This window comes from Synechococcus sp. H55.8 (assembly GCF_047462375.1).
GTDB lineage: Bacteria > Cyanobacteriota > Cyanobacteriia > Thermostichales > Thermostichaceae > Thermostichus.
This window is the reverse complement of sequence record NZ_JANSJC010000001.1, coordinates 35,565-56,129: the sequence shown is the minus strand read 5'-3', so window position 1 is coordinate 56,129 and position 20,565 is coordinate 35,565. Positions and strand designations below refer to the sequence as shown.

Genomic DNA, 20,565 nt, shown 5'->3' with positions numbered 1-20,565 from the left:
TCAAGGGCTTGGGGAAGGCAGGGTCAAGATCTCTACGCCAGTTTCGGTGACGGCAACCGTATGTTCGAATTGCGCCGAAAGCTTGCCGTCCAAAGTAACAGCCGTCCACTTGTCGGGGAGCACCTTCACCTCCCAAGTGCCCTCGTTGATCATCGGCTCGATGGTGAACACCATGCCGGGGCGGAGCTTCTCCCCTTTCCCTCGTTCGCCGTAGTGGGGGATCTGGGGGGCCGTGTGAAACTGCCGTCCCACCCCATGCCCGACAAAATCCCGCACCACGCTGTAGCCCTGGGATTCGGCATATTCTTGAATGGCAGCGCCAATGTCGCCGACCCTCCCCCCCGGCTTGACGGCGGCAATGCCCCGCCGCAGACATTCTTCGGTTACCTCCACCAAGCGCCGCGCCCGCTCAGAAGGCTGTCCGACAAAGAACGTTTTGGAGGTATCGCCGTGGTAGCCATCCAAAACCGGCGTCACATCGATGTTGATGATGTCGCCTTCTCGCAAAACCTGCTTGGGGCTGGGAATGCCGTGGCAGACCACGTGGTTGACGCTGGTGCAGATGGACTTGGGAAAGCCGTGGTAGCCCAGAGGGGCGCTTCTGGCCCCATGGGCCCGTGTCCAGCGCTCCGCCTCGTCGTTGAGCTCTTGAGTGGTAATCCCCGGCCGCACCAGCGGCTCTAGGTGCTTGAGCAGATCTGCCGCCAGGCGACAAGCCCGCCGCATCTTCTCCAGTTCCCGCGCCGAGAGCAACACAATGGGCTGGGGAGCTTGCGCGAGCTGGCTCATGCCCGTCTGCAAAGCGGATCCCAACTGCTCTCCCCATCGCTGAGAGCGACGGCTGAGATCTGTTAACAACGCTCGCATGTCTTCCATGATCAGACCTTAGATTAGACTTAATCTGTGAAAATTGTTCGCGTCAGCGGCGTGTAGCACCTCGAACCTCTGCCCCCGTCCAGGATGGGTTTGAGTTGAGGTACTCACTCACAGATTCTCTGCCGCCGACGAATCCGCTGCACCAACCACAGCCCCAGAAAATAGCTGACGAGAGCTCCCCAAAAGCCGACAAACGTACAACCGACAAACAGCGTGCCCGACACCTCCAGGCCCCACTGCATCCAGTTTCGCCAAGTGGCCGCCACCAGCTCTGTGGTGGGAAGGACAGTCCGGGATCCCAGCAGCCATTCTCCCACCCGATAGTTAAAGGCATAGATGGGCACATAGGTGAGGGGATTGCTCACCCAGGTTCCTGCTGCCGCTACTAACTTATTGCCTCGAAATGGAATGGCCAGCACCAGAGCAGCCAGGGTTTGAAAGCCAAAAATCGGGAAGCAGCCGGCAAAAACCCCTACCGCCAAGCCGCGGGCAATTTCCTTGGGCGACGATTGCAGCCGCAACAGCCGCAGGTAAAGATAGCGCAGCCAACGCTTCCAGGCAGAACCCCGGCGGGCCGAGGTCGGCCCCAGTTGAGATCCAGAGTAGGAGCGGGAATAAAGCCCAGGGGATCCCGACGAAGGTTCAGAGAAAGAGGGCAGCCTCAACCAAAAGAGGGGGCTCATGGTGGCAAAAAGGGCAACGGAGGGAAGGTGTTAACTCCTGTAAATCCAGTGTATCTTTCCTGCCGTCGGCAAATCCAGGTCGGCAGCAACAGGATGAGGCTGGAGGATCCATTGAAGGGCGCTAGCTGAGCTTGTCCACCAAGGCCAGCACGAAGTGAAGACTCAAGTAGGAAACCAGCGCCACCAAAAACAGGAACAGGGCAATGCTCAGCCCAGATCGCAGGGCGACCCATTCTCTCTTGGGGTCAGGCTTTTCGGGGGGAGTTGTCATCAGAGCAAGTAGAGCAGGATAAACAACACAATCCAAACTCCGTCCACAAAGTGCCAGTAGATCTCAGCAGCCTCGACGCCAAAGTAGTGTTGGGCGCTGTAGTGGCCCGGCTTCAGGGATCGCCAGAGCACCGCCAAAATAAACAGCAACCCCGCCGCCACGTGCAGCCCGTGGAACCCCGTCAAGACATAGAAGGTACTGGCAAACAAGTTGGTGGTGAGGCCAAACTCCAGGTGGCTGTACTCGTAGAGCTGCCCGGCCAGGAAGATGGCCCCCATCAGGGCAGTGAGGGCAAACCACAGCCGCAATCCCTTGACGTTATTGGCCTGGATGGCAGGCTTGGCCTGGTGGATAACCAAACTGCTGGAGAGGAGGATTGCCGTGTTGATCCCAGGCAAGAGCAATTCCCGCTCCGGCGTCCCTTCCGGTGGCCAAACCGGGGCCGTGAGGCGGTAGGCCAAATAGGCCATGAACAGGCCCAAGAATAGACAGCCTTCCGCTACCAGGAACATCAGCAGACCAAAAACGCGATGATCTGGGTGCTCGGCATGAGCGGCATGGGCCTGAGTGTGGCCGACCATCAAGGCATCAGAAGCGAGGGATCCTTGCATATTCCTGTCCACTTAAAATCAATTCTCGCCAAATTCCAGAGACTTCTTGAAACTGTAGGGGCAGCCCAGCCAAGATCAAGACGGGAATACCCGACGAGCAGAGGATGGATACCCAGCGGGCAAGTCTCCTGCTAAGAAGAAGTAGGCTCCGCCTCAGCCAGCGCCAGCTCCCGCAAGCTCTGCAACTGGGCGGCCAAGTAATCCAAAGTCTCCTTGCTGTGCAGGCCGTAGTCGTAGGGGCCAGTTAGCAGGATGGGATCCCCGTAGAAGTTGTGGGCAGGCGGTGGGGAAGAAGTTGTCCACTCCAGAGTTAGAGCCTGCCAGGGGTTGTCTCCGGCCTTGGGCCCAGCTACCCAAGAGTAGATGGCGTTCACCAAGAAGGGCAGCGTGGAGATGGCCAGAATGAAAGCCCCCACCGAGCTAATCCAGTTGAGGTCGGCAAATTGCGGGTCGTACTGAGCCACGCGGCGGGGCATGCCCATTAGACCCAGCTTGTGCATCGGCAAAAAGCACATGTTGAAGCCGACAAAGGTCAGCGCAAAATGCACCCGTCCCCAGAACTCGTTCAGCAGCCGGCCGGTCATCTTGGGGAACCAGTGGTAGAGGCCGGCATAGATGCCAAACACGCTGCCGCCAAACAACACGTAGTGCAGGTGGGCCACCACAAAGTAGGTGTCGTGGACGTGGATATCCAACGGCACCGAAGCAAGGATGATCCCGCTCAAGCCGCCGATGACGAACATGGAGATAAAGCCCATGCCAAACAACATGGCTGACCGGAAGTGGATCTTGCCGCCCCAGAGAGTGGCCAGCCAGCTAAACACCTTGATCCCGGTGGGAACGGCAATGGCCATGGTGGCGATCATGAAGAACACCCGCATCCAGTCGGGGGTACCGCTGGTAAACATGTGGTGAACCCAGACAATCAAGCCCAAAAAGCAGATGGCCAAGCTGGAGTAGGCAATGGCTTTGTAGGCAAAGATGGGCTTGCGGGCATGCACCGGCAAGATCTCCGAGATCATGCCGAACACCGGCAGAACCATGATGTACACCGCCGGGTGGGAGTAAAACCAGAACATGTGCTGGTACACCACCGGATCCCCGCCGCCGCTGGGGTTGAAGAAGGCCGTGCCCGCCAACAGGTCAAAGCTAAGCAGGATCAGCGCCCCAGCCAGAACCGGCGTCGCGATGAGAGTGATGATGGAAGCAGCCAGCATCGCCCAGCAAAACAGAGGCATATCCTCCATCTTCATGCCGGGCATGCGCATCTTGAGGATGGTGGTAATAAAGTTCACGGCCCCCAGAATGGAAGAGGTTCCGCCTAACAAAATGCTCAGGATCCAGAGTTCTTCTCCCACTTTGCCACTGATGAGGCTCAGCGGCGGATACGAGGTCCAACCCGCTGCCGGGGCCTCGAGGAAGAGGCTAGCCAGCAGCAAAAGGCCGCTGGGTGGAATTAGCCAAAAGGCGACGGCGTTTAGCCTAGGAAAAGCCATGTCCCGCGCCCCGATCATCAGCGGCACCAGGTAGTTGCCAAAGCCCCCCATCAAAGCCGGGACAATCCACAAAAAGATCATGATTGTGGCGTGCAAGGTAAAGGCGCCGTTGTAGCGCTCAAAACCGAGAAAGTCGGCTTCGGGGGTGGCCAGCTCGGCCCGCACGGCTGTAGCCAGCGCTCCCCCCACCAAGTAGAAGGAAAAGGTGGTCACCAAATACTGGATCCCGATCACCTTGTGGTCGGTGGAGAAGGTAAAAAAGCGCCACCAAGGCTCGGCGGCAGGCTCCAGGCTGGCTTTGGGGGCGGCGGCAAAGGTGGGATTGTCCTGTAGCTGGGTCATGGCAAAAGGCTCCTACTGGCGTCACCAGAACGTCCGTCAAGGGGAAAGGGATCTCTCTAGCCCGCTGAGGGAAGGGATCCCGTTTGCGTCAGCGAGAGGGAGTCCTTGGGCAGTTGGAGTAGATCAGCAGGCGAGAGGCCCAAACGCTGCTGGTGAACTTGGACAAAGGCAGATTGTGGGTGAGGGTGGCGCTCAGCCAAGGCCAGGGCGCCGGTTCCGCCCCGAGCAGCCACAATTTGCTCCTGCTGCCAGCGCTCGAACTCTTCCGGCGTCTCCACAATCAGTTGCCCAGCCATCACCCCATGGTAGGGGCCGCATAGCTCGGCACAGATGATGGGATAGGTTCCTAGCTGCGTGGGCACAAACTCTAGGTGAGTCTCTCGGCCAGGGATCAGATCCTGCTTGAGGCGAAATTGCGGCACCCAAAAGGCGTGGTTGACATCCATAGCCGTCATGTTCAAGCGCACCCGCTTGTTAAGAGGCAGGTGCAGCTCGCCGGCCACCAAACCCGACTCCGGATAGGTGAACATCCAGGCATATTGCATGCCCTGAACTTGAACCACCAGCTCTGGCCGGCCTGTTTCTTTTCCGGGCAGCACTGCAGGGGTGTAAGCATAGCCCGGATCCCCGGCTTCTGCCTCGTAGGCAGACCCCATCGCCATGGCCGCGTGGACGTGGCCGCCAACATCGGCGCCCCCATACACCGCCTGATAGACATCGAGACTGGCCAGGCCCAACCAGAGGATGATCACCGCCGGCACCGCCGTCCACACGATCTCCAGCAGCACGTTGCCGTGGTTGGGATCCCCATCTCCTCGATCGCCCCGCCGCTTACGGTAGCGGATAATGCAGTAGAGGAGTACCCCTTGCACCACCAAGAAGATCCCGGTGGCGATGGTGATCGTGCTGTTGAAGAGGCTATCGAACAAGGGAGCTGAGTCGGCTGCTGATTCGGGAAGCAGATGGTGGTTCTGGCCGTACCAGAGGCTGGCCAGGGTCAGCAGAACTCCGATACCCACCAAAAGGATGTTGCTCAGGGCACTCACGACTGCTTTTCCCCACTGCAAGAGATGCTTACTCCAGCAGATTGCCCAATAGGGCCTGCCGGATTGAACTTGGCTTTTTATACCTCTCAGATGCTAGCTCACAGGAATCGGAGAGGATGGCTCAGGCTTATGGATCTCTTCAGGATCTTCCAGGGATCGGCAGTTTCGGCAGACCTGCGCAGGGGCCGTACTACACGACTCTGGTGGAGAGGCATCTCTCCGAACAGAGGTTCTCGTTGCCCGTAGCCTGAGGTAGCGTGGGATAACCCCGCCAGTTGGGGGGTTAGAGAGATTCTGCACCGTTGTTTCGCCAATGTCTTTTCCCCATTCATCGGCGACCTTTCTATCTGGCTTAGGGGATCCCCTGCCGATCCAAACCCCATCGACCGTCTCGGAGTTGGCCGGCATCCTCAAGGAGTGCCAGGGGCGGAAGGTGCTGCCGCTGGGGCAGGGGAGCAAGTGGAGCTGGGCCCAGGTTGCCGAGCCGGTGGATCTGGCTCTCAGCACCTCTGGCTTACGCCGGCTTATCGACCATGCGGCTGCCGATCTCACCGTCACGGTGGAAGCCGGTATGACCCTGGCAGAACTGCAACCCATCTTGGCAGAGCGGGGGCAATGGTGGCCGGTGGATCCCCTCTATCCAGATCGGGCCACCCTAGGGGGCATCATCGCCACCGCCGATACAGGTTCTCTGCGCTGGCGCTACGGTGGGATCCGCGACTTGCTGCTGGGCATAACCTGGGTGCGGGCGGATGGGGAGGTGGCCAAAGCAGGCGGGCGGGTTGTCAAGAATGTTGCCGGCTACGACCTGATGAAGCTGTTCACCGGATCCCTGGGCAGTTTGGGGATTCTGACCCAGGTAACCCTGCGGCTTTATCCTTTGCCAGCAGCCCAGTCTGCGTTGCTGGCTACGGGATCCCTGCCGGAGTTGGAGGTCTTGTGTCGGCAGGCGCTGACCGGCCCGGTTAACCCTGTGGGGGTGGATCTCTGGCTGAGGGCAGGGGGAGCTCAGGCCTGGCTCAGCTTTCATGGCTCGCAGCGAGCGGTTGCCCAACAGATGACCCAAATGCGGCGGCTGGCCCCCGCAGGGCTAACTTTGCAGGAAGTGAGTCCCAGCTCTCTGCCCCTGCCTCAACCCGGCTCAGAGGCGGTGCTGGCCAAGTTTGGGTGCCTGCCCAACCAGAGCCTGGCCACATTGGAGCAGTTTCAAGCTCTGTTTCCCGAGGCGCAGGTGCAACTGCACCGCGGCTGTGGGCTGGGACGGGCTTGGCTGGTTCAGCCAGAAGTGGGATCCCTGCTGCAACTGCAGCGCCACCTCAAGTCTGTGGGCGGATTTCTCCTGCTTCTGGAAGCCCCACCGGCCCTGAAGCGGGCTCTTCCCCCCGACTTTGGCCCAGCCACCAGCTTGATGCGCAGGCTGAAGCAGCAATTCGACCCCACCGGCACCTTTAGCCCCAGTTGGATATGAAGGCCACCGCTTCTTCCCCGGCATCCTGCTGGCCAAACGGCTGGTTCCGGTGCATGATAGATCTATAAGAACTTGAAACATTTCTTAATATCACTTCTCAGGATCTCAGCGTCAAAGCCAAAAAAGAGGTCAGCATGAGCATTGAGTGGCAACGGATACTCCGCATTGGGGTGATTTTTTGCATTGGGTTGTTGATTGGGGTCGGCGGAGGATCCCTGACCTGGGCGCAACCGGCCCTGCCGGTGGTGCCGATGGAGCTGCCTCAGCCGCCTCTGCCGGTTTTGGACTTAGCGGATCAGTTGACCAGCAGCCAAGAAGCCCAACTGGCGCAGCACCTGAACAAGCTAGAGCAAGACACCGGTTGGAAGCTGCGGGTGCTGACTCAGTTTGACCAAACGCCGGGCCGGCAAGTGAAAGAGTATTGGGGCCTGAATGAGCGCAGCGTTTTGATGGTGGCGGATCCCAGGGGCGGCAACTTGCTGGCGTTTAATGTGGGGGATGCCGTGCGAGAGATCTTGCCGCGCACCTTTTGGATTGAGCTGCAATCTCGCTTTGGCAACCAATTCTACGTGCGGGAGCACGGTACTCAGCGCGCCATCCTGGAGACCGTCGACGTCTTGGATCGCTGTTTTCACCAGGGGGGCTGCCGGGTGGTGCCCGGCCTGCCTCAAGAGCAGTGGATCCTGACGTTGGTGACCTCGATTTTGGGAGGGATCGTGTTCGGATTTGCCGGCAAGCCCCGCCATGCGGAGGAGCTGTTTAACTGGCGCTGGGCTTTGCTCATTTCTCCTCTGTGGTTCATTTTGTTTGGGGCTTTCGGTATTGGCCCGGTGGTCACGCGCACCCAGGACTGGATCCCCTTGCTGCGCAATGTCTTGGGGTTTCTGGCAGGGGCCTTGGTGATCTACCTAGCTCCCATTGCTCGCCCGGCAGTGGATCAGCAATAGCCGACTCTTGACAGACTCCCAGCATCGAGGATCAGCGGTTTTCCAACGGCACTTATAAAGCTTACGGCCCGCTTGTGCGAGCAGTCTGGTCGGCCATTCCGCTGGCGCTCCTCGGACGAAGTCCTTGCAGCGGTGCTTATAACTCCCCTCTCCCTCTGGGAGAGGGGCTGGGGGTGAGGGCTGCTCCCTCTGGGAGAGGGGCTGGGGGTGAGGGCTGGGAGAGGGGCTGGGGGTGAGGGCAGCGACGCGGAGCGCTTGGGCTGGCGGCAAAGTATCTTAATCTTGTTGGAAACGACTATATCTCCCCGTCCGAGCCTGCCACTTGGGGGGCAAGGCTGGAAAATGCTAGAATCGACAAGCCTAAACTGCTGGTGTAGCTCAGTTGGTAGAGCACTCGACTTGTAATCGAGCGGTCGTCAGTTCGAGTCTGACCATCAGCTTTCTTGGCCGCTGTAGGGCTTGACTCTGCCATGTCTGTCCTCTCGCTGAAGCGGAACTCAGCTTCTACACTGGTGGTTAGATGGCTGCAGCGGGATCCCTGCTTGGTTGGGCCTATCCACTCAGCCGCTTGGGTTGTTCTCCTGAATTCTTGCTTGGATGTCTATGTCCGGTCTCCCAGCCGCCACGATTCGTCGATTGCAAAAGTTGCCCCAGGTGCCCTCGGTGTGGGAAGGGGATCGCCACACCCTCTTGGGATTGCCGCCCCTGGGATCGCAAACGGAAGGGGAGTGCATCCTGTGGGTGGATGGCATCCAGGGAGTGGTACGGGCCATGGAAGTGGTGCCCGCTGGCTCGGGTGTTGAGCCGATGGTGCGAACCTTGATCATGGCTATGGAGCAGCCCCATGCTGCTTCGCCCGCTCGTCCCCAAAAGATCGTCGTGCGGGATCGAGAGGTGCAGTTTTTCTTGCGCGGCATTCTGCACGAGCTGGACATCAAGGTGGAATGCCAGCCGGCATTGCCCTTGATCGACGAGATCCTGCAGAGCTTTCAAGAGGCCAACGGGCGGATCCCTCCCCCGCTGCCAGAAAACTATGCTGAGCTGCTGGCCGGCAGAGCCCTCACCCTCTGGCGAGATGCTCCCTGGAATTACCTAGAGGATCACCAAATCTTAGCGCTCGACCTCAACCACTGGGATATCCAAACCCTTTACGTCTCGGTGATGGGGCGATTGGGCATGGAGTATGGGGTGCTTTTTTATCGCTCGCTGCCTTCCCTCAAACAGTTTCGCCAGGATGCGGGGCAGCCGGATACTCCCGAAGAGATGGAAGAGGCCTTCCTCAGGCAAGATTGTCTCTATCTCACCTTTCAAGCTCGCCATCCTGAGCTCAACGAACTGCCAGACCTGGACTTGGCAGAGTTGGATCCCGATGAAATTGAGCCGAACTTCGGCACCATTCACCCTCTGGAAGGCTTGCGCGTGACTTTGCAGGAGGATGAGGCGGCGGTCTTGGCGGTGGCCCTGGAAGCCTTGCATCGCTTCTTCAAGCAGTACCACCGCAGGCTGGAAGAGGACTTTCAACCCTATCAGGGTCGGTACCGCATTCCCAACCCCCAGGCGGAAGGGGAAACCCTCTCGGTGCAAGTGCGCACCTTGCCAGACTTGGCTGCAGAGCTTCTGGAGCTGGAAGGAGACGAAGAGGAGGAGGAGCACACCCAAACCCTGCTGCGGGATGATTTGGTGCCTGAGGGTGCCCAACTGGGCCTGGGGGTGTTGCCGTGGACAACGGTGGAAATGCTGCGTCGCACGGGGCAGTGGCATCCACTCCCGCAAAGCAAGCTGGTGCAAAGGGGAGAAGGGCTGCCGGTGGTGATCGTGCGCACTTCCCGCTCCAAAGCGAAGCAGTTGATCGAGAATTTGCGTGGAGAAGGCGGGCCCCAGGGCGTTTGTTTCAACACAGGGGTAGATCCCTTCGATGGCGATCGCTACGACCTGGAAATTGTGCAAACGGGCAATCGCGACCTGCACCTGTTCGGGGAGTTTCCCGAAGATGATCCCGTTCACTCCATGGCCCGCAAGCGCTGGGAACGGTGGTGCCGGGCGACGGGTGGCTATTGCGGCTTGGTGGTGGCGATGGGGGTGAATTCTGTGACTCCAGAGCTGCAAGTGCGCCACATTCTGGCCCTATTTGAGATGCAGGCGCTCAACCCGACGGGATTGGGGCTGGGGCCGATGGTGCGCATCGGCCGGCAGTTGCATTTGCCTTGACTGGCCAGAGGTTGTTCAAATTAAGGATCCCAACAGGCTGGAAGCTGCTCAAAAGAGGCAAGATAATGCAGCTAAGGGATCCCAAGACAACAGAGGCACTGCAGATGACTCCTGTTGAGCGTGCCCGCTGGCTGAAAGCGCAGACGTTGTTTCAAAGCCTGACGTCGGAGAGCTTGTATCCTCTGGCAGAGCAAATGCAAGATCATCCCTTTGGCCAGGGAGAGGTTTTGGCAGAGGCGGGAACCCTGCCGGATGGGATCCAGATTTTGCTGGAGGGACGCTGGGAAGAGCGGGATCCCCATTCCGGGGAGGTTCTCAACCTGCTGCCTGGCGCGGTGGCTCATCTGGGGGAAGTCCTGGCGGAGCAGCCCCTGCGGCGGGATCTGGTGGCCGTTTCCGCCGGGATCCGGGGTTGGATCCCGGCTGCGGTGGTGCGCCGTTGGCTGGCAGAGCACTCGGGGCAATTGGCCGAGGCGCTGGCCCAGGCTCAAGATCGCCTCAGCTATGAGCAGGAGCGGCAAGTGGCTTTGCGCCCCTACTTGGTGCCGAAGGTGGAGCGGGGGATCGTCGGCTCCAGCCGCTACGCGGTGCGCCTGCGGCAGCAGATCAAAGAGGCAGCCCAGAGCGGCAAGCCGGTGTTGATCTTCGGGGAGCCGGGCCTGGAAAAAGACAACGTCGCCGCCCTGATCCATTTTGGATCCCCGCGGCGGCGCCAGCCCATGATCAAGGTGGATTGCAGCGCCCTGCAGGCCAGTGGGGCGGATCTGTTCGGGCGGACGGGGGGCAAGCCGGGGTTGCTGGAGTGGCTGGGAGAGGGCACGCTGCTGTTGAACAACCTGCACGAGCTGCCCGCCGAGCTGATGCCCAAGTTGCTGCGCCTGCTGGAGACGGGATCCTACACCCCTGTGCAGCGGGGGGAAGGGGAGCCGGGAGAGGAGCGCCCCTGTCGCTGTCGTCTGCTGATGGTGTCAGAACGGCCCATCCCCGCCCTTGACCCTTGGGCGATGGCCATCAAAGTGCCGCCGCTGCGGGTGCGCAAGGCCGATATCAAAGCCATGGCCGACTATTTTCTCAGCCTCTACAGCCGCCGGCGCGGGATCCCCAAGCCCAAGCTCTCGCCGGAGGCGCTGCGCCGCTTGCAGAGCTACGACTTTCCCGGCAACTCGCGGGAGCTGCGCAGCCTGGTCGAGCGGGCGGCAGTGCAGGCCGCGGGGGCGAGCGTGCTGGGGGAAGAGGTGTTTTGGGCTTCCCAGCCTCGGGGCAAGCGGTTTCGCCTCAACCTGCTCAACGTCTATCCCCGCTTGCGTCGCCTGCTGCGCAGCCCTTGGTGGCCGGATCGCCTCAACTACGGCCTGGTGTTGCCCCTCTATACCCTGGTGGTGTTTCTCCTCTTTTGGGGGCCTCAGGATCGGGCCCACAATGTGGGGTTGAATCTTTTCTGGGCCTGGTGGTGGCCGCTGGTGCTGCTGGTGTTTCCCTTCTTGGGACGGGTGTGGTGTGCCGTCTGTCCTTTCATGATCTATGGGGAGTTGATCCAGAGGCTGTCGTTATGGCTTTGGCCGCGGCAGTTGCAGAAATGGCCGCGACAGCCGGCGGAGCGCTGGGGCGGCTGGGTGCTGTTTGCCGGGTTTGCGTTGATTTTCCTGTGGGAGGAGATCTGGGATCTGCCCAATACGGCTTACCTGTCGGGGTGGCTGCTGCTGCTGATTACTGGTGGAGCGGTGGCCTGCTCACTGGTGTTTGAGCGGCGGTTTTGGTGCCGCTACCTCTGCCCGATTGGGGGCATGAACGGCCTCTACGCCAAGCTCTCGATGACGGAGCTGCGGGCGCAGCAGGGCACCTGTTCGGCAGAATGCACCACCTACCAGTGCTACAAAGGAGGGCCCGAGAAGGGGGAAGGCATGGCGACGGGAGGCTGTCCCCTCTACTCCCATCCGGCGCAACTGCAAGACAACAAAGATTGCGTCCTTTGTATGACTTGCCTCAAAGCCTGTCCCCATCGCTCGGTGGAGTTCAACCTGCGCCCACCTGGGATCGAGCTGTGGACTACCCATACGCCGCGCGCTGCCGAAATTGCTTTGCTGCTGTTGTTGCTGGGAGGCATCTACCTACACTGTCTGCCGCGGTTGGCAGAACAGATGGCCCAATGGGGTCTGAGCTGGGATCTACGGCAGTTTTGGCCCCATCTGGGGGCCGCTTTGCTGGCTTTGGGGTTTCCCAGCTTGGTGCCTTTGGCAGCTTGGGGATTGGCTTGGTTGTGGCATCGGCTGGGCCGGGGGGCGCGACCCCGACCCTTTGCGGAGATGATCTACGGCTATCTGCCCTTGGTTTTGGGGGGAACGTTGGCTTTCTACTGGCCCCTGTTTTTAACGGAGGCGGGGCAGGTGCTGCCGGTAACCTGGGCAACTTTTTCCCAGACGGGATCTGCTCTTCCCGTGCTGTGGCAGGCGCACCCGGCGGTAGTTCAGTTTCTCCAGGGATCCACGCTGATCCTGGCAGTGCTTCTCTCTTGGGCCCTCACGGGCAAAATTGCCCGCCAGAGCTTGCAGTGGCCCTACCATCTGGGCGCTCTGGGGTTGGGGGTGAGCTTGTGGCAGGTGCTGGGGATTTGATAGTCGAGATCCCAGACCTCGGGCTGTGGAAATCCTGTGGGATCATGAAGAAGTCTCCTACTCTAGGAAAGGGGCCACTTTCTCCATGCCTTCTCCTTTTTCTGTCCCCTCTTACCCGGTTCACATCCACGACCGCCAACGGGACACCCACTATCTGATCCAGGTACCGGCGAATCAATACATCTTGGCCAGTGCCGAGGCCCAAGGGATCCAACTGCCCTTTGCTTGCCGCAACGGCGCCTGTACCACCTGCGCGGTGCGAGTGCGTCGGGGATCTCTGTACCAGCCGGAGGCGATGGGCCTCTCGCGCGAGCTGAAGGAGCAGGGGTATGGGCTGCTGTGTGTGGGCTATGCCCGTTCGGAGCTCTGGGTGGAAACCCAAGATGAAGATGAGGTGTATGAGCTGCAATTTGGGCGCTACTTCGGCCAGGGACGGGTCAGGCCGGGGATCCCCCTTGAGGATGAATGATGTTTTTTTCTGCACCGGTTGTGTCTCAAGAGTTGCCGCCGCATCCCTTGCCCTCTCGGCCGCGGGGCTGGCTGCTGGGGGCGGCGGCGCTGCTCCCGGTGAATTTGGCCCCCAGCTTGCTGTTGGCTTTGGTGGGGACAATCCAGGGCTATACCTGCTGCGGTAAAAGGATCCTTCGCGATCCTCTATTTGGGCTGGCAGCTCTCCTGAGCTTGGCTGCGGTGGGCGTGGCCTTTGTGGGTGAGGATTGGCGGCTGAGCCTGCCGGGGATGTTCAACTACTGGCCTTTTTTGTTGATGCTGCCGGCCTTTGCAGCGGTGCTGGCCGATTGTGGTTCTCCTGGGGGCCGTCGTCGTTTGGCCCAGGTGCTGGTTCTGGGCAGCGGGCTGATGCTGCTTCTGGGCTGGGGAGAGGTGCTGTGGGGGTGGCAGGGGCATCTCGTTTTGGGGCCGCTTTGGATCACGGGGGTGGCCGGAGGCGAGCGACCGGCGGCAGCTTTTACCTCTCCCAATATCTTGGCCATTTACTTGGTGATCCATCTCTGCTTGGCGGCGGGGCTGGGGTGGGAAGGGGTGGGACGATCCTGGCTGGGAAGAGCAGGGCTGGGGGCGATGCTGGGGCTGGGATCCCTGCTGCTGCTGCTGACGGCCTCTCGCAACGGCTGGGGAGTGGGGGGGCTGGCGCTGGTGATAGGGTTGGCGCTGCGGCGCTGTTGGTGGGGAATCGGGCTCTTGAGCGGCTTGGGGTTGGCCAGCTTGGCCGCCGCTTGGGATTGGCCGGGCTGGCGGGCCGTTGTGCCCCGATTGATTTGGAGCCGTCTGGCAGACACCTTCGATCCTCAAGCCCTCTATTTTAGTTCCACCGCCAACCGCTTGGATGCCTGGCATTTTGCCCTGCAGATGGCACGGGAGCGACCCTTGACCGGCTGGGGCTGGCAGAGCTTTGCCGCTCTTTACAATGCTCAGGATCCGCCGGAGCTGCTGGGCCACTGCCACAATTTGTACCTACATCTGGCGGCTGAGGGCGGGATCCCGCTGCTGCTGGGCCATCTGATCCTGTGGGGCTGGATTTTGGCGCGGGGGTGGCAAGCCTGGCGGCGCTCTCAAGAAAGTGTCCTGTTGGGGATGCTGCTGGCTTTGACAGCGTTTTTTGTCTCAGGGCTTTTGGATGTGGTGATGTTGGATGGCCGCGTGCACCTGTTGATAACGTTGCTCTTGGGGGCCGTTTGGGGAGCCGGCCTTGAGCAGCAAGACGACCCCGTCGCCGGCAAAGAGCAAGCCCAGAGGAGCCACTACTGAATGCTGCCGTGGAATATCCCTTGGCCGGCAATGAGTCCAGAATCCATCACGCCGACGGTTTGCAACGCGGAAGCCAGCTACAGTCAAGGGGGAGTTTAGGGGATCTTTGCGGTGAACCTGTACCGAGATGTGGTGTGGCCTTTGCTTTTTTCTGGACTGAGAGCCGATCCAGAAACGGTCAAGGTGGGGCTGTTGCGTGCCCTCCATTGGATCGACACTACCCAGGCCACCGGGATCCTGTCGGCTCTGGAGCGACTGTTTTGCTACCGGGATCCCCGGCTCTCGGTGTCACTATGGGGCCTCACCTTTCCCAATCCCCTTGGCTTGGCTGCGGGCTTTGACAAAGATGGCCTGGCTCTGGCCGTCTGGCCCAGCTTGGGATTTGGCTTTGTGGAGGTGGGCACCGTCACTCCTGGGCCGCAGCCGGGCAACCCCAAACCGCGCCTGTTTCAACTGCCCCAAGATCGTGCCGCTCTCAATCGTATGGGCTTTAACAACCAGGGGGCAGCGGCTCTGGCTGAACGGTTGCGCCGGTTGCGTCGGCGTCCTATTCCCATCGGGATTAACCTGGGCAAAGCCAAAATCACCCCCCTAGAAGAAGCGGCTGCCGATTACCTGGCCAGCTTCCGGCTACTCCAGGAGCTGGGGGACTACTTCGTGGTCAACGTCAGTTCCCCCAACACCCCAGGCCTGCGATCCCTGCAGGCTGCTGAGCAACTGGAGCCCATCCTGTCTGCCTTACAGCAGGAAAATCAGGGGCGAAAACCTCTTTTGGTGAAGATCTCCCCCGACTTGGACTGGCCTGAAATCGACAGCCTCCTGGAACTGGCCCAAACCTATGCACTGGCCGGGATTGTGGCCACCAACACCACGCTGCGCCGCGACAACCTGAAAACCCGTTTTCTACCTGGCCACGGCATCTCAGAACCCAGGCCAATTCTGGCAGAAGCCGGCGGGATCAGCGGTGCCCCCCTGCGGGAGCGTTCCACCCAAGTCATTCGCTACATCCACCGCTCCACCCAAGGAAAATTGCCCATCATCGGAGTGGGGGGCATCTTCACCTTGGCCGATGCTGTGGAGAAGCTGGAAGCCGGAGCCAGCCTGCTGCAAGTCTATACCGGCTGGGTTTACGAAGGGCCGGGTATGGTGCCACAACTGCTCCGAGGCCTGGCCAGCTCTTCTCCGCCCCGCCCTGATGTTACACTTCCCTCGCAGAATACCGCCATGGGTCAGATCCAGGCGTAAGATCGTTAGGGATCCCTGAGGAAGCTCGCCGGTGAACCTGCTGCAACACCTGTTCAAGACCCCCCATCCAGTTATTGGGGTGGTTCATCTGTTGCCGCTGCCCACCTCCCCCCGTTGGGGAGGGGACTTGGAGTGGGTGATCGCTCAGGCAGAACAGGCTGCCACGGCCTTGGCGGCAGGCGGGGTGGACGGGATCCTCGTCGAGAACTTTTACGATGCCCCTTTTGCCAAGGAGCGGGTAGACGCGGCGGTGGTGAGCGCCATGACCGTGGTTGTCCAGCGGATCAAAATGCTGGTCTCCCTGCCCATCGGGATCAACGTCTTGCGCAACGATGGCTACAGTGCTCTGGCCATCGCCGCCAGCGTGGGAGCGCAGTTTATCCGGGTGAATGTGCTCTGCGGGGCGATGATAACCGACCAAGGCATTATTGAGGGGAATGCCCACCGCCTGCTGCGCTATCGCCGCGAGTTGGGGGCCGACATCAAGATTTTCGCCGATGTGCTGGTGAAACACGCTCAGCCCCTGAGTCCCATCCGTCTGGATGCAGCCATCGCCGACACGGTGGAGCGCGGCCTGGCCGATGCCATCATTCTCTCCGGCTGGGCCACCGGCAAGCCACCCCTTCTGGAGGAGCTGGAGCTGGCCCGCCAGGTTGCCCCTCAGGTACCCCTGTTGATTGGCTCAGGGGCCACCGCCGAAAACATCGGCACCCTCATCCGCCATGCGGATGGCGTGATTGTGGCCAGTTCTCTGAAACGGCCGGCCCGTTCCGCCGGCATGCCGGTGCGCTGTGCGGATCCCTTTCCCCTCATTGACCCCATCCGGGTGCGGCAGTTTGTGGAAGCATTGCACCTTGGCCTGGGCGAACAGCCCGCCAATCCGGCTTGCCTGGCCACTCCCAGCTCTAGCTGCAGCTAGACCTCAGGGATAGAATTGGCATTACTTCGTCGTATCAGGGTTTCTCCTCATGTTGTCGGCTGAACTCGAAGGCTGGCAGCCTTCCCCCAGCTTGGTTTCCGCTCCCGTTGGTGGGACGGAGCCCTTGCCCTTGGAGGAAGTTTCGTGGAGCCAGGTGCCGGCTCAGGTTCCCTGCATTTGGGTCATCGACGATGACCCGGTGAACGGTCGTTACATCGGCGAAGTCCTCAAAAGCTCCAACTACCGGGTGGAAAGCTGGGAAAGCGGCCAGTTGGCCTGGGAGCACCTGCAGACCCTGGATGAAAGCAAATGGCCGGATTTGATCATCTGCGACTGGGTCATGCCGGGTTTGTCTGGAGTAGAGCTCTGTCGCCGTCTGAAGCACTCCGCTGCCGGCCAGTTTGTCTACTTCCTTTTGCTCACCGCCCGCTCCGAAGTTGAGGATCGGGTGCAGGGGCTGGATGCAGGGGCGGACGAGTTTATCGTTAAGCCGGTCGAGGCTGAGGAGCTGCGGGCCCGGGTACGGGCGGGGCTGCGCCTGCAGCGGCTCACCCGAGCTTTGGCCCAGGCCAACCGGCAACTGCGGGCCCGCAACGAGCTGTTGGAGTCTCTGTCTTTGACGGATCCCTTGACCGGAGCCTTGAACCGCCGCGCTCTCGACCAGGCGTTGCCCCATTTGCTCAAGCAGGTGGGGCCCCGTGGGCAAGCCCGCTATCGCTATCTCTGCCTGCTGATGATGGATGTGGATTACTTCAAGCAGGTCAACGACACCTACGGCCACTTCATCGGCGACTGCGTGTTGCAGGCCCTTGTTGGGCGGCTGCACAATCAACTGCGTCCCTCCAGCCTGCTCTACCGCTACGGCGGCGAAGAATTTGTCTGCGTCACCCCTGGGCTCAACCCCGCCCACTGCCACCGCTACGCCGAGTCTCTGCGCCGGGCCATCGCCAGCCGGCCAATTGACGTTTCGCCCAAACGCAGCCTGCCTGTCACCATTAGCATTGGCGGGATCGTTATCAGCGAAGATGACCCCTTAGATCCAGAAGCTGCACTCCAACGAGCGGACGAGGCCCTCTACCAGGCCAAGCAAGCCGGGCGAAACTGTGTACGCCTCTTCCTGCCATCGCTACTGGAGAACTACTGTCCTCCGCCGGGCTCGAGAGGGTAGCCGGAAGCTGCCGCCAAGGCTTCCAGCGAGCGCAGCCCCACGTAGGTGCGGCCGTTGATGATCCAGGTGGGATAGCTGGTGATCCCTGCTTCTGTGCATGCCTGGGCTTGGGGCGTACCGGGACCGTTGGGGGAGCACTCCACGTAGGGCACTTGGGCAAAGGCCGACCCAAACAGCTCTTTCTGCTCCTGACAATGGGGGCACCAGTAGGCCCCGTACATGGTGCCGCCGATCTGCCGCAGGTGGGCCGCCAACCCTGCCGCCAGGGGGCTGGGGGGAGGAACTTGGTTGGCATACACCCCAATGGTGGTCACCAAGGTGAGAAAGCTCACGAGAATGTAGCTGAAGGCCAGCTTGCCCCCATCCAGCCAGCGGTGGCCCAGCAGGGTTACCGCCCACAGGCTGGCCACCAAGACTATGGCGGTGGTGCAATACAGACAAAATTGCCGCAGCACCCCCACCATCAGGTAGAGCATGTACATTTCAAAGGCGGTCATGGCGGAAACCAGACCAAACAGGGCCGGCCAGCGCCACCGCTTCACCAGCGGGATCTCATCCGGCAGCACCGCCAGCGCCAAGACCCCCAAAAAGCCCAGCAGGCCAACTGTTGCCGTCGGGATCCCCAAAAACTCTGCCCAACGGCTGGAGAGCACCAGGTCGCACCCCCCATCCCCTGTGCAGAAAGCGGCAGGCTGATCGGTCAGCTTGGTGTAGGTGAGGTAGGCCGTCAACAGGGATCCCAGGCTGGCCAAGATCGCCAAGATCAGACGGGCATGGCGCTGCAGCCAGGTCTCTTCTTGGGCTTTGAGTTTGAGATAAGAGGCCATGGGGGGGTCAGCAGTTGGACATCCCCGATTATAGTGGGGCGGAGCGGGTCTCGTCCCTGGGCTCCGAGGCAGAAGCGCTGCTCGAGCGCCGCACTTGGGCGGCAAACCTATCCCCCAGCGGCTCCAGCTCCCAAATAGATCCCATCTTGGAGTCGGAGATGGGCCGGTCGCAGATCCCCCAGCGGCGACGAAAGTAACGGGCCAGATCTTTTTCGGCCAGAGCCAGATACACTGGCCGGCCATGAGGGCAGGTGTGGGGATTGGCGGTGCGCTGCCAGGCCTCCAGCAACTGTTGCATCTGCTCCAGGGTCAGAGGGATCCCGTTGCGCAGGGCGCCGCGACAGGCCACCGCCACTTGAGCTGATTCGAGGTCAGCACAGCGGCTCAATTCTCGCAGGGATCCCTGAATCTCCTTGGGGTCTTCCGACCACAGGGCCAGAGGCACGCGGCGCACCAGATAGGTGTTGGGGCCAAAGGGCTCCAGCTCCAGACCCAATTGCTCCATTGCTTGGGAGGATAATCCCTCCAGCATGACCGGCGTCTCCAGCTCCACCGGCTGCCAATGCTGTTGGATGTACTCGTAGCGCACCCGCTCGTGGGCCAGGTGCTGCTCCACCAGCCACAGCCCCTGAGGGTGTTCCGCCAAAATGTAAATCCGGTGCAGTTGGGCCAGGGCCTTCAGAGGCGGCAGGGAGCAACCGGCAGCGGGGAGAGCCGGACTTTGCAGGGAGGAAACCCTGTAGATCGACTTGGCCTCGCTGGCGCGGATGAGATGCACAGAGCGGCGGCTGGCTTGCCCGGATCCCGATTGCAGAAGAGCGTGTAGGTGTTGGCGCAACTGCTCCTGTCGGATCTCCGGATCCCGTAGATAGAGCTCACTCTTGGCAGGATGGCGATTCCAGTCCACCTGCTCAGGTGGCAGGCGCAGATGTACCACCACTAGAGGATGGCGGTGGCGGGGCAAGGCGTGCTGAAAGACTGACTGGATCACCCGTTGCCAGTCTGGCATCTGCACAAATCGCCCGTTGACGGCCAGGCGGATCCAATCGGGGCGGGGGCGATGCAGACGATCCGGTAGGCCCAGCACCACTTCCCAATCGCTATCCCCCTCCTGGATCCGCTGATAGCGCAGATCCGAAAGATCCAACTGCGGCAACACCTGCAGCAGCAGATCTTGCAGAGATGTTCCCGGCCAGAGGCTGAGCAGCAGTTGTCCCTCCCGATGCACCTGCCAACTGACCCAAGGATGGGCCAAAGCCGCATTCTGCACCAGGGTTAGAAGCGGGGCAATAGGGGGCACACCTCGACGGCGCAGAGGCCAGTCGGCAAACAAATCCGCCACCGTCACCACCGTTCCCAAGGCAGTGGCCGCCGGCTGCTGGTGGGCCAGCTCCCCCTGTCGGTTGTAGGCGGCCAGCCAGCCGTGGGCATCGTCAGCATGGCGGGTCTGAATGGTCAAGGATCCCAAGCGGGCCAGGCTGTGCAGCGCTTCCCCACGAAATCCCAGGCTGCAACCGTCCAACTTGCTGGTGGTGTGGCGGCGAGCCACCTGCTCCAGCTCCGAACCTGGGATCCCTTGCCCATTATCGGCCACCCGCACCTGCCAGCGACTGGGCCAAATCTCCACCTGAATGCGGGTGGCCTGAGCATCGAGGGCATTTTCCAGCAATTCCCGCAGAGCAGCCCCCAGCGAGTCGATCACCTCTCCCGCCGCCATTTGGGCGATCCGCTCTGGGTTCAGGGGCTGGATTTTGGACATGGAGTGAGTTGAGAAAGCAGACCCTCTTCCTGCCAGCCTGTCGCCGAAAGGCCAACAGCGTCGAGCTTTAGCTTAGCTCTCTCTCTGTTGCCGGTGGACAGCGCCTTGCTAATAATTTTCATTAACTTCAAGGGCCCTCTCAGGCAAAGGGAAGGATTGGTGTTCCGCCCCCCTACCCGTTGGCAACCGCCAAGAGCTCCGAGAAAAAGAGATGGGATTTTGCTGAGTGGGTGGACAGTTAAAGGAAACCTTAAAATCCCAAGCCCAGTCATCAGCCTCTACTAGGATTTAAATAATAAAATTTCTCATTAAGGAGGAGA

17 protein-coding genes and 1 tRNA gene are annotated in these 20,565 nt (G+C 60.8%); 10 read left to right on the top strand and 8 right to left on the bottom strand.

Translation table 11 applies throughout. The features are described from left to right. The 6 genes from map to NW862_RS00240 all read right to left on the bottom strand — a co-directional run bounded on the left by map (window position 1) and on the right by NW862_RS00240 (window position 5,325). Entirely contained in the window at window positions 1-789 is a 789-nt protein-coding gene (map, locus tag NW862_RS00265; RefSeq protein WP_414333759.1) for a type I methionyl aminopeptidase, read from the bottom strand. A 191-nt stretch (window positions 790-980) separates the two neighbouring features. Then, entirely contained in the window at window positions 981-1,541 is a 561-nt protein-coding gene (locus NW862_RS00260) for a DUF2062 domain-containing protein (protein WP_414426824.1), read from the bottom strand. 139 nt (window positions 1,542-1,680) lie between these two features. Next, complete coding sequence (locus NW862_RS00255) at window positions 1,681-1,830, bottom strand: hypothetical protein (RefSeq protein ID WP_414333721.1); 150 nt, start codon at window positions 1,828-1,830, stop codon at window positions 1,681-1,683. Beyond that, entirely contained in the window at window positions 1,830-2,441 is a 612-nt protein-coding gene (locus NW862_RS00250) for a cytochrome c oxidase subunit 3 (protein ID WP_414349034.1), read from the bottom strand. Before NW862_RS00250 ends, NW862_RS00255 begins: the two co-directional genes overlap by 1 nt. Before the next feature lie 131 nt (window positions 2,442-2,572). Continuing rightward, window positions 2,573-4,279 carry a cytochrome c oxidase subunit I gene (gene ctaD, locus NW862_RS00245; protein ID WP_414333717.1) on the bottom strand — a complete coding sequence of 569 codons (1,707 nt, stop codon included), beginning with the start codon at window positions 4,277-4,279 and terminating at the stop codon, window positions 2,573-2,575. A 56-nt stretch (window positions 4,280-4,335) separates the two neighbouring features. Next, window positions 4,336-5,325 carry a cytochrome c oxidase subunit II gene (locus tag NW862_RS00240; protein WP_414333715.1) on the bottom strand — a complete coding sequence of 330 codons (990 nt, stop codon included), beginning with the start codon at window positions 5,323-5,325 and terminating at the stop codon, window positions 4,336-4,338. A 313-nt stretch (window positions 5,326-5,638) separates the two neighbouring features. Between NW862_RS00240 and NW862_RS00235 the strand changes: the two genes are divergently transcribed. The 10 genes from NW862_RS00235 to NW862_RS00190 all read left to right on the top strand — a co-directional run bounded on the left by NW862_RS00235 (window position 5,639) and on the right by NW862_RS00190 (window position 17,659). Then, a complete protein-coding gene (locus NW862_RS00235) occupies window positions 5,639-6,793 on the top strand; it encodes an FAD-binding oxidoreductase (RefSeq protein ID WP_414333714.1) in 1,155 nt (384 codons plus the stop codon). A gap of 251 nt (window positions 6,794-7,044) precedes the next feature. Then, on the top strand, window positions 7,045-7,740 hold the full coding sequence (locus tag NW862_RS00230) for a TPM domain-containing protein (protein ID WP_414333758.1): 696 nt from the start codon (window positions 7,045-7,047) through the stop codon (window positions 7,738-7,740). A gap of 367 nt (window positions 7,741-8,107) precedes the next feature. Further along, window positions 8,108-8,180 (top strand) — tRNA-Thr (locus NW862_RS00225). A gap of 163 nt (window positions 8,181-8,343) precedes the next feature. Next, window positions 8,344-9,948 (top strand): DUF6930 domain-containing protein, encoded by a 1,605-nt coding sequence (locus tag NW862_RS00220; RefSeq protein WP_414335308.1) that lies wholly within the window; start codon window positions 8,344-8,346, stop codon window positions 9,946-9,948. A 104-nt stretch (window positions 9,949-10,052) separates the two neighbouring features. Beyond that, a complete protein-coding gene (locus NW862_RS00215) occupies window positions 10,053-12,560 on the top strand; it encodes a sigma 54-interacting transcriptional regulator (RefSeq protein ID WP_414335310.1) in 2,508 nt (835 codons plus the stop codon). Between the two features lie 85 nt (window positions 12,561-12,645). Then, entirely contained in the window at window positions 12,646-13,029 is a 384-nt protein-coding gene (locus NW862_RS00210) for a 2Fe-2S iron-sulfur cluster-binding protein (RefSeq protein WP_414335312.1), read from the top strand. Then, window positions 13,029-14,327 carry an O-antigen ligase family protein gene (locus tag NW862_RS00205; RefSeq protein ID WP_414426823.1) on the top strand — a complete coding sequence of 433 codons (1,299 nt, stop codon included), beginning with the start codon at window positions 13,029-13,031 and terminating at the stop codon, window positions 14,325-14,327. Before NW862_RS00210 ends, NW862_RS00205 begins: the two co-directional genes overlap by 1 nt. A gap of 111 nt (window positions 14,328-14,438) precedes the next feature. After that, entirely contained in the window at window positions 14,439-15,572 is a 1,134-nt protein-coding gene (locus NW862_RS00200) for a quinone-dependent dihydroorotate dehydrogenase (protein ID WP_414335316.1), read from the top strand. A 31-nt stretch (window positions 15,573-15,603) separates the two neighbouring features. Then, the gene (gene btpA / locus NW862_RS00195; protein ID WP_414335318.1) at window positions 15,604-16,491 is read left to right on the top strand and encodes a photosystem I biogenesis protein BtpA; all 888 of its coding nucleotides are present in this window, start codon (window positions 15,604-15,606) and stop codon (window positions 16,489-16,491) included. Between the two features lie 49 nt (window positions 16,492-16,540). Beyond that, window positions 16,541-17,659 carry a diguanylate cyclase gene (locus NW862_RS00190; RefSeq protein ID WP_414349193.1) on the top strand — a complete coding sequence of 373 codons (1,119 nt, stop codon included), beginning with the start codon at window positions 16,541-16,543 and terminating at the stop codon, window positions 17,657-17,659. On the opposite strand, the gene NW862_RS00185 is transcribed toward NW862_RS00190, so the two are convergent. Beyond that, complete coding sequence (locus tag NW862_RS00185) at window positions 17,629-18,486, bottom strand: vitamin K epoxide reductase family protein (protein WP_414335321.1); 858 nt, start codon at window positions 18,484-18,486, stop codon at window positions 17,629-17,631. The genes NW862_RS00190 and NW862_RS00185 overlap by 31 nt on opposite strands. 28 nt (window positions 18,487-18,514) lie before the next feature. Continuing rightward, window positions 18,515-20,245, bottom strand: a complete 1,731-nt coding sequence (gene mutL, locus NW862_RS00180; protein ID WP_414426822.1) for a DNA mismatch repair endonuclease MutL — start codon at window positions 20,243-20,245, stop codon at window positions 18,515-18,517. Between the last annotated feature and the right edge of the window lie 320 nt (window positions 20,246-20,565).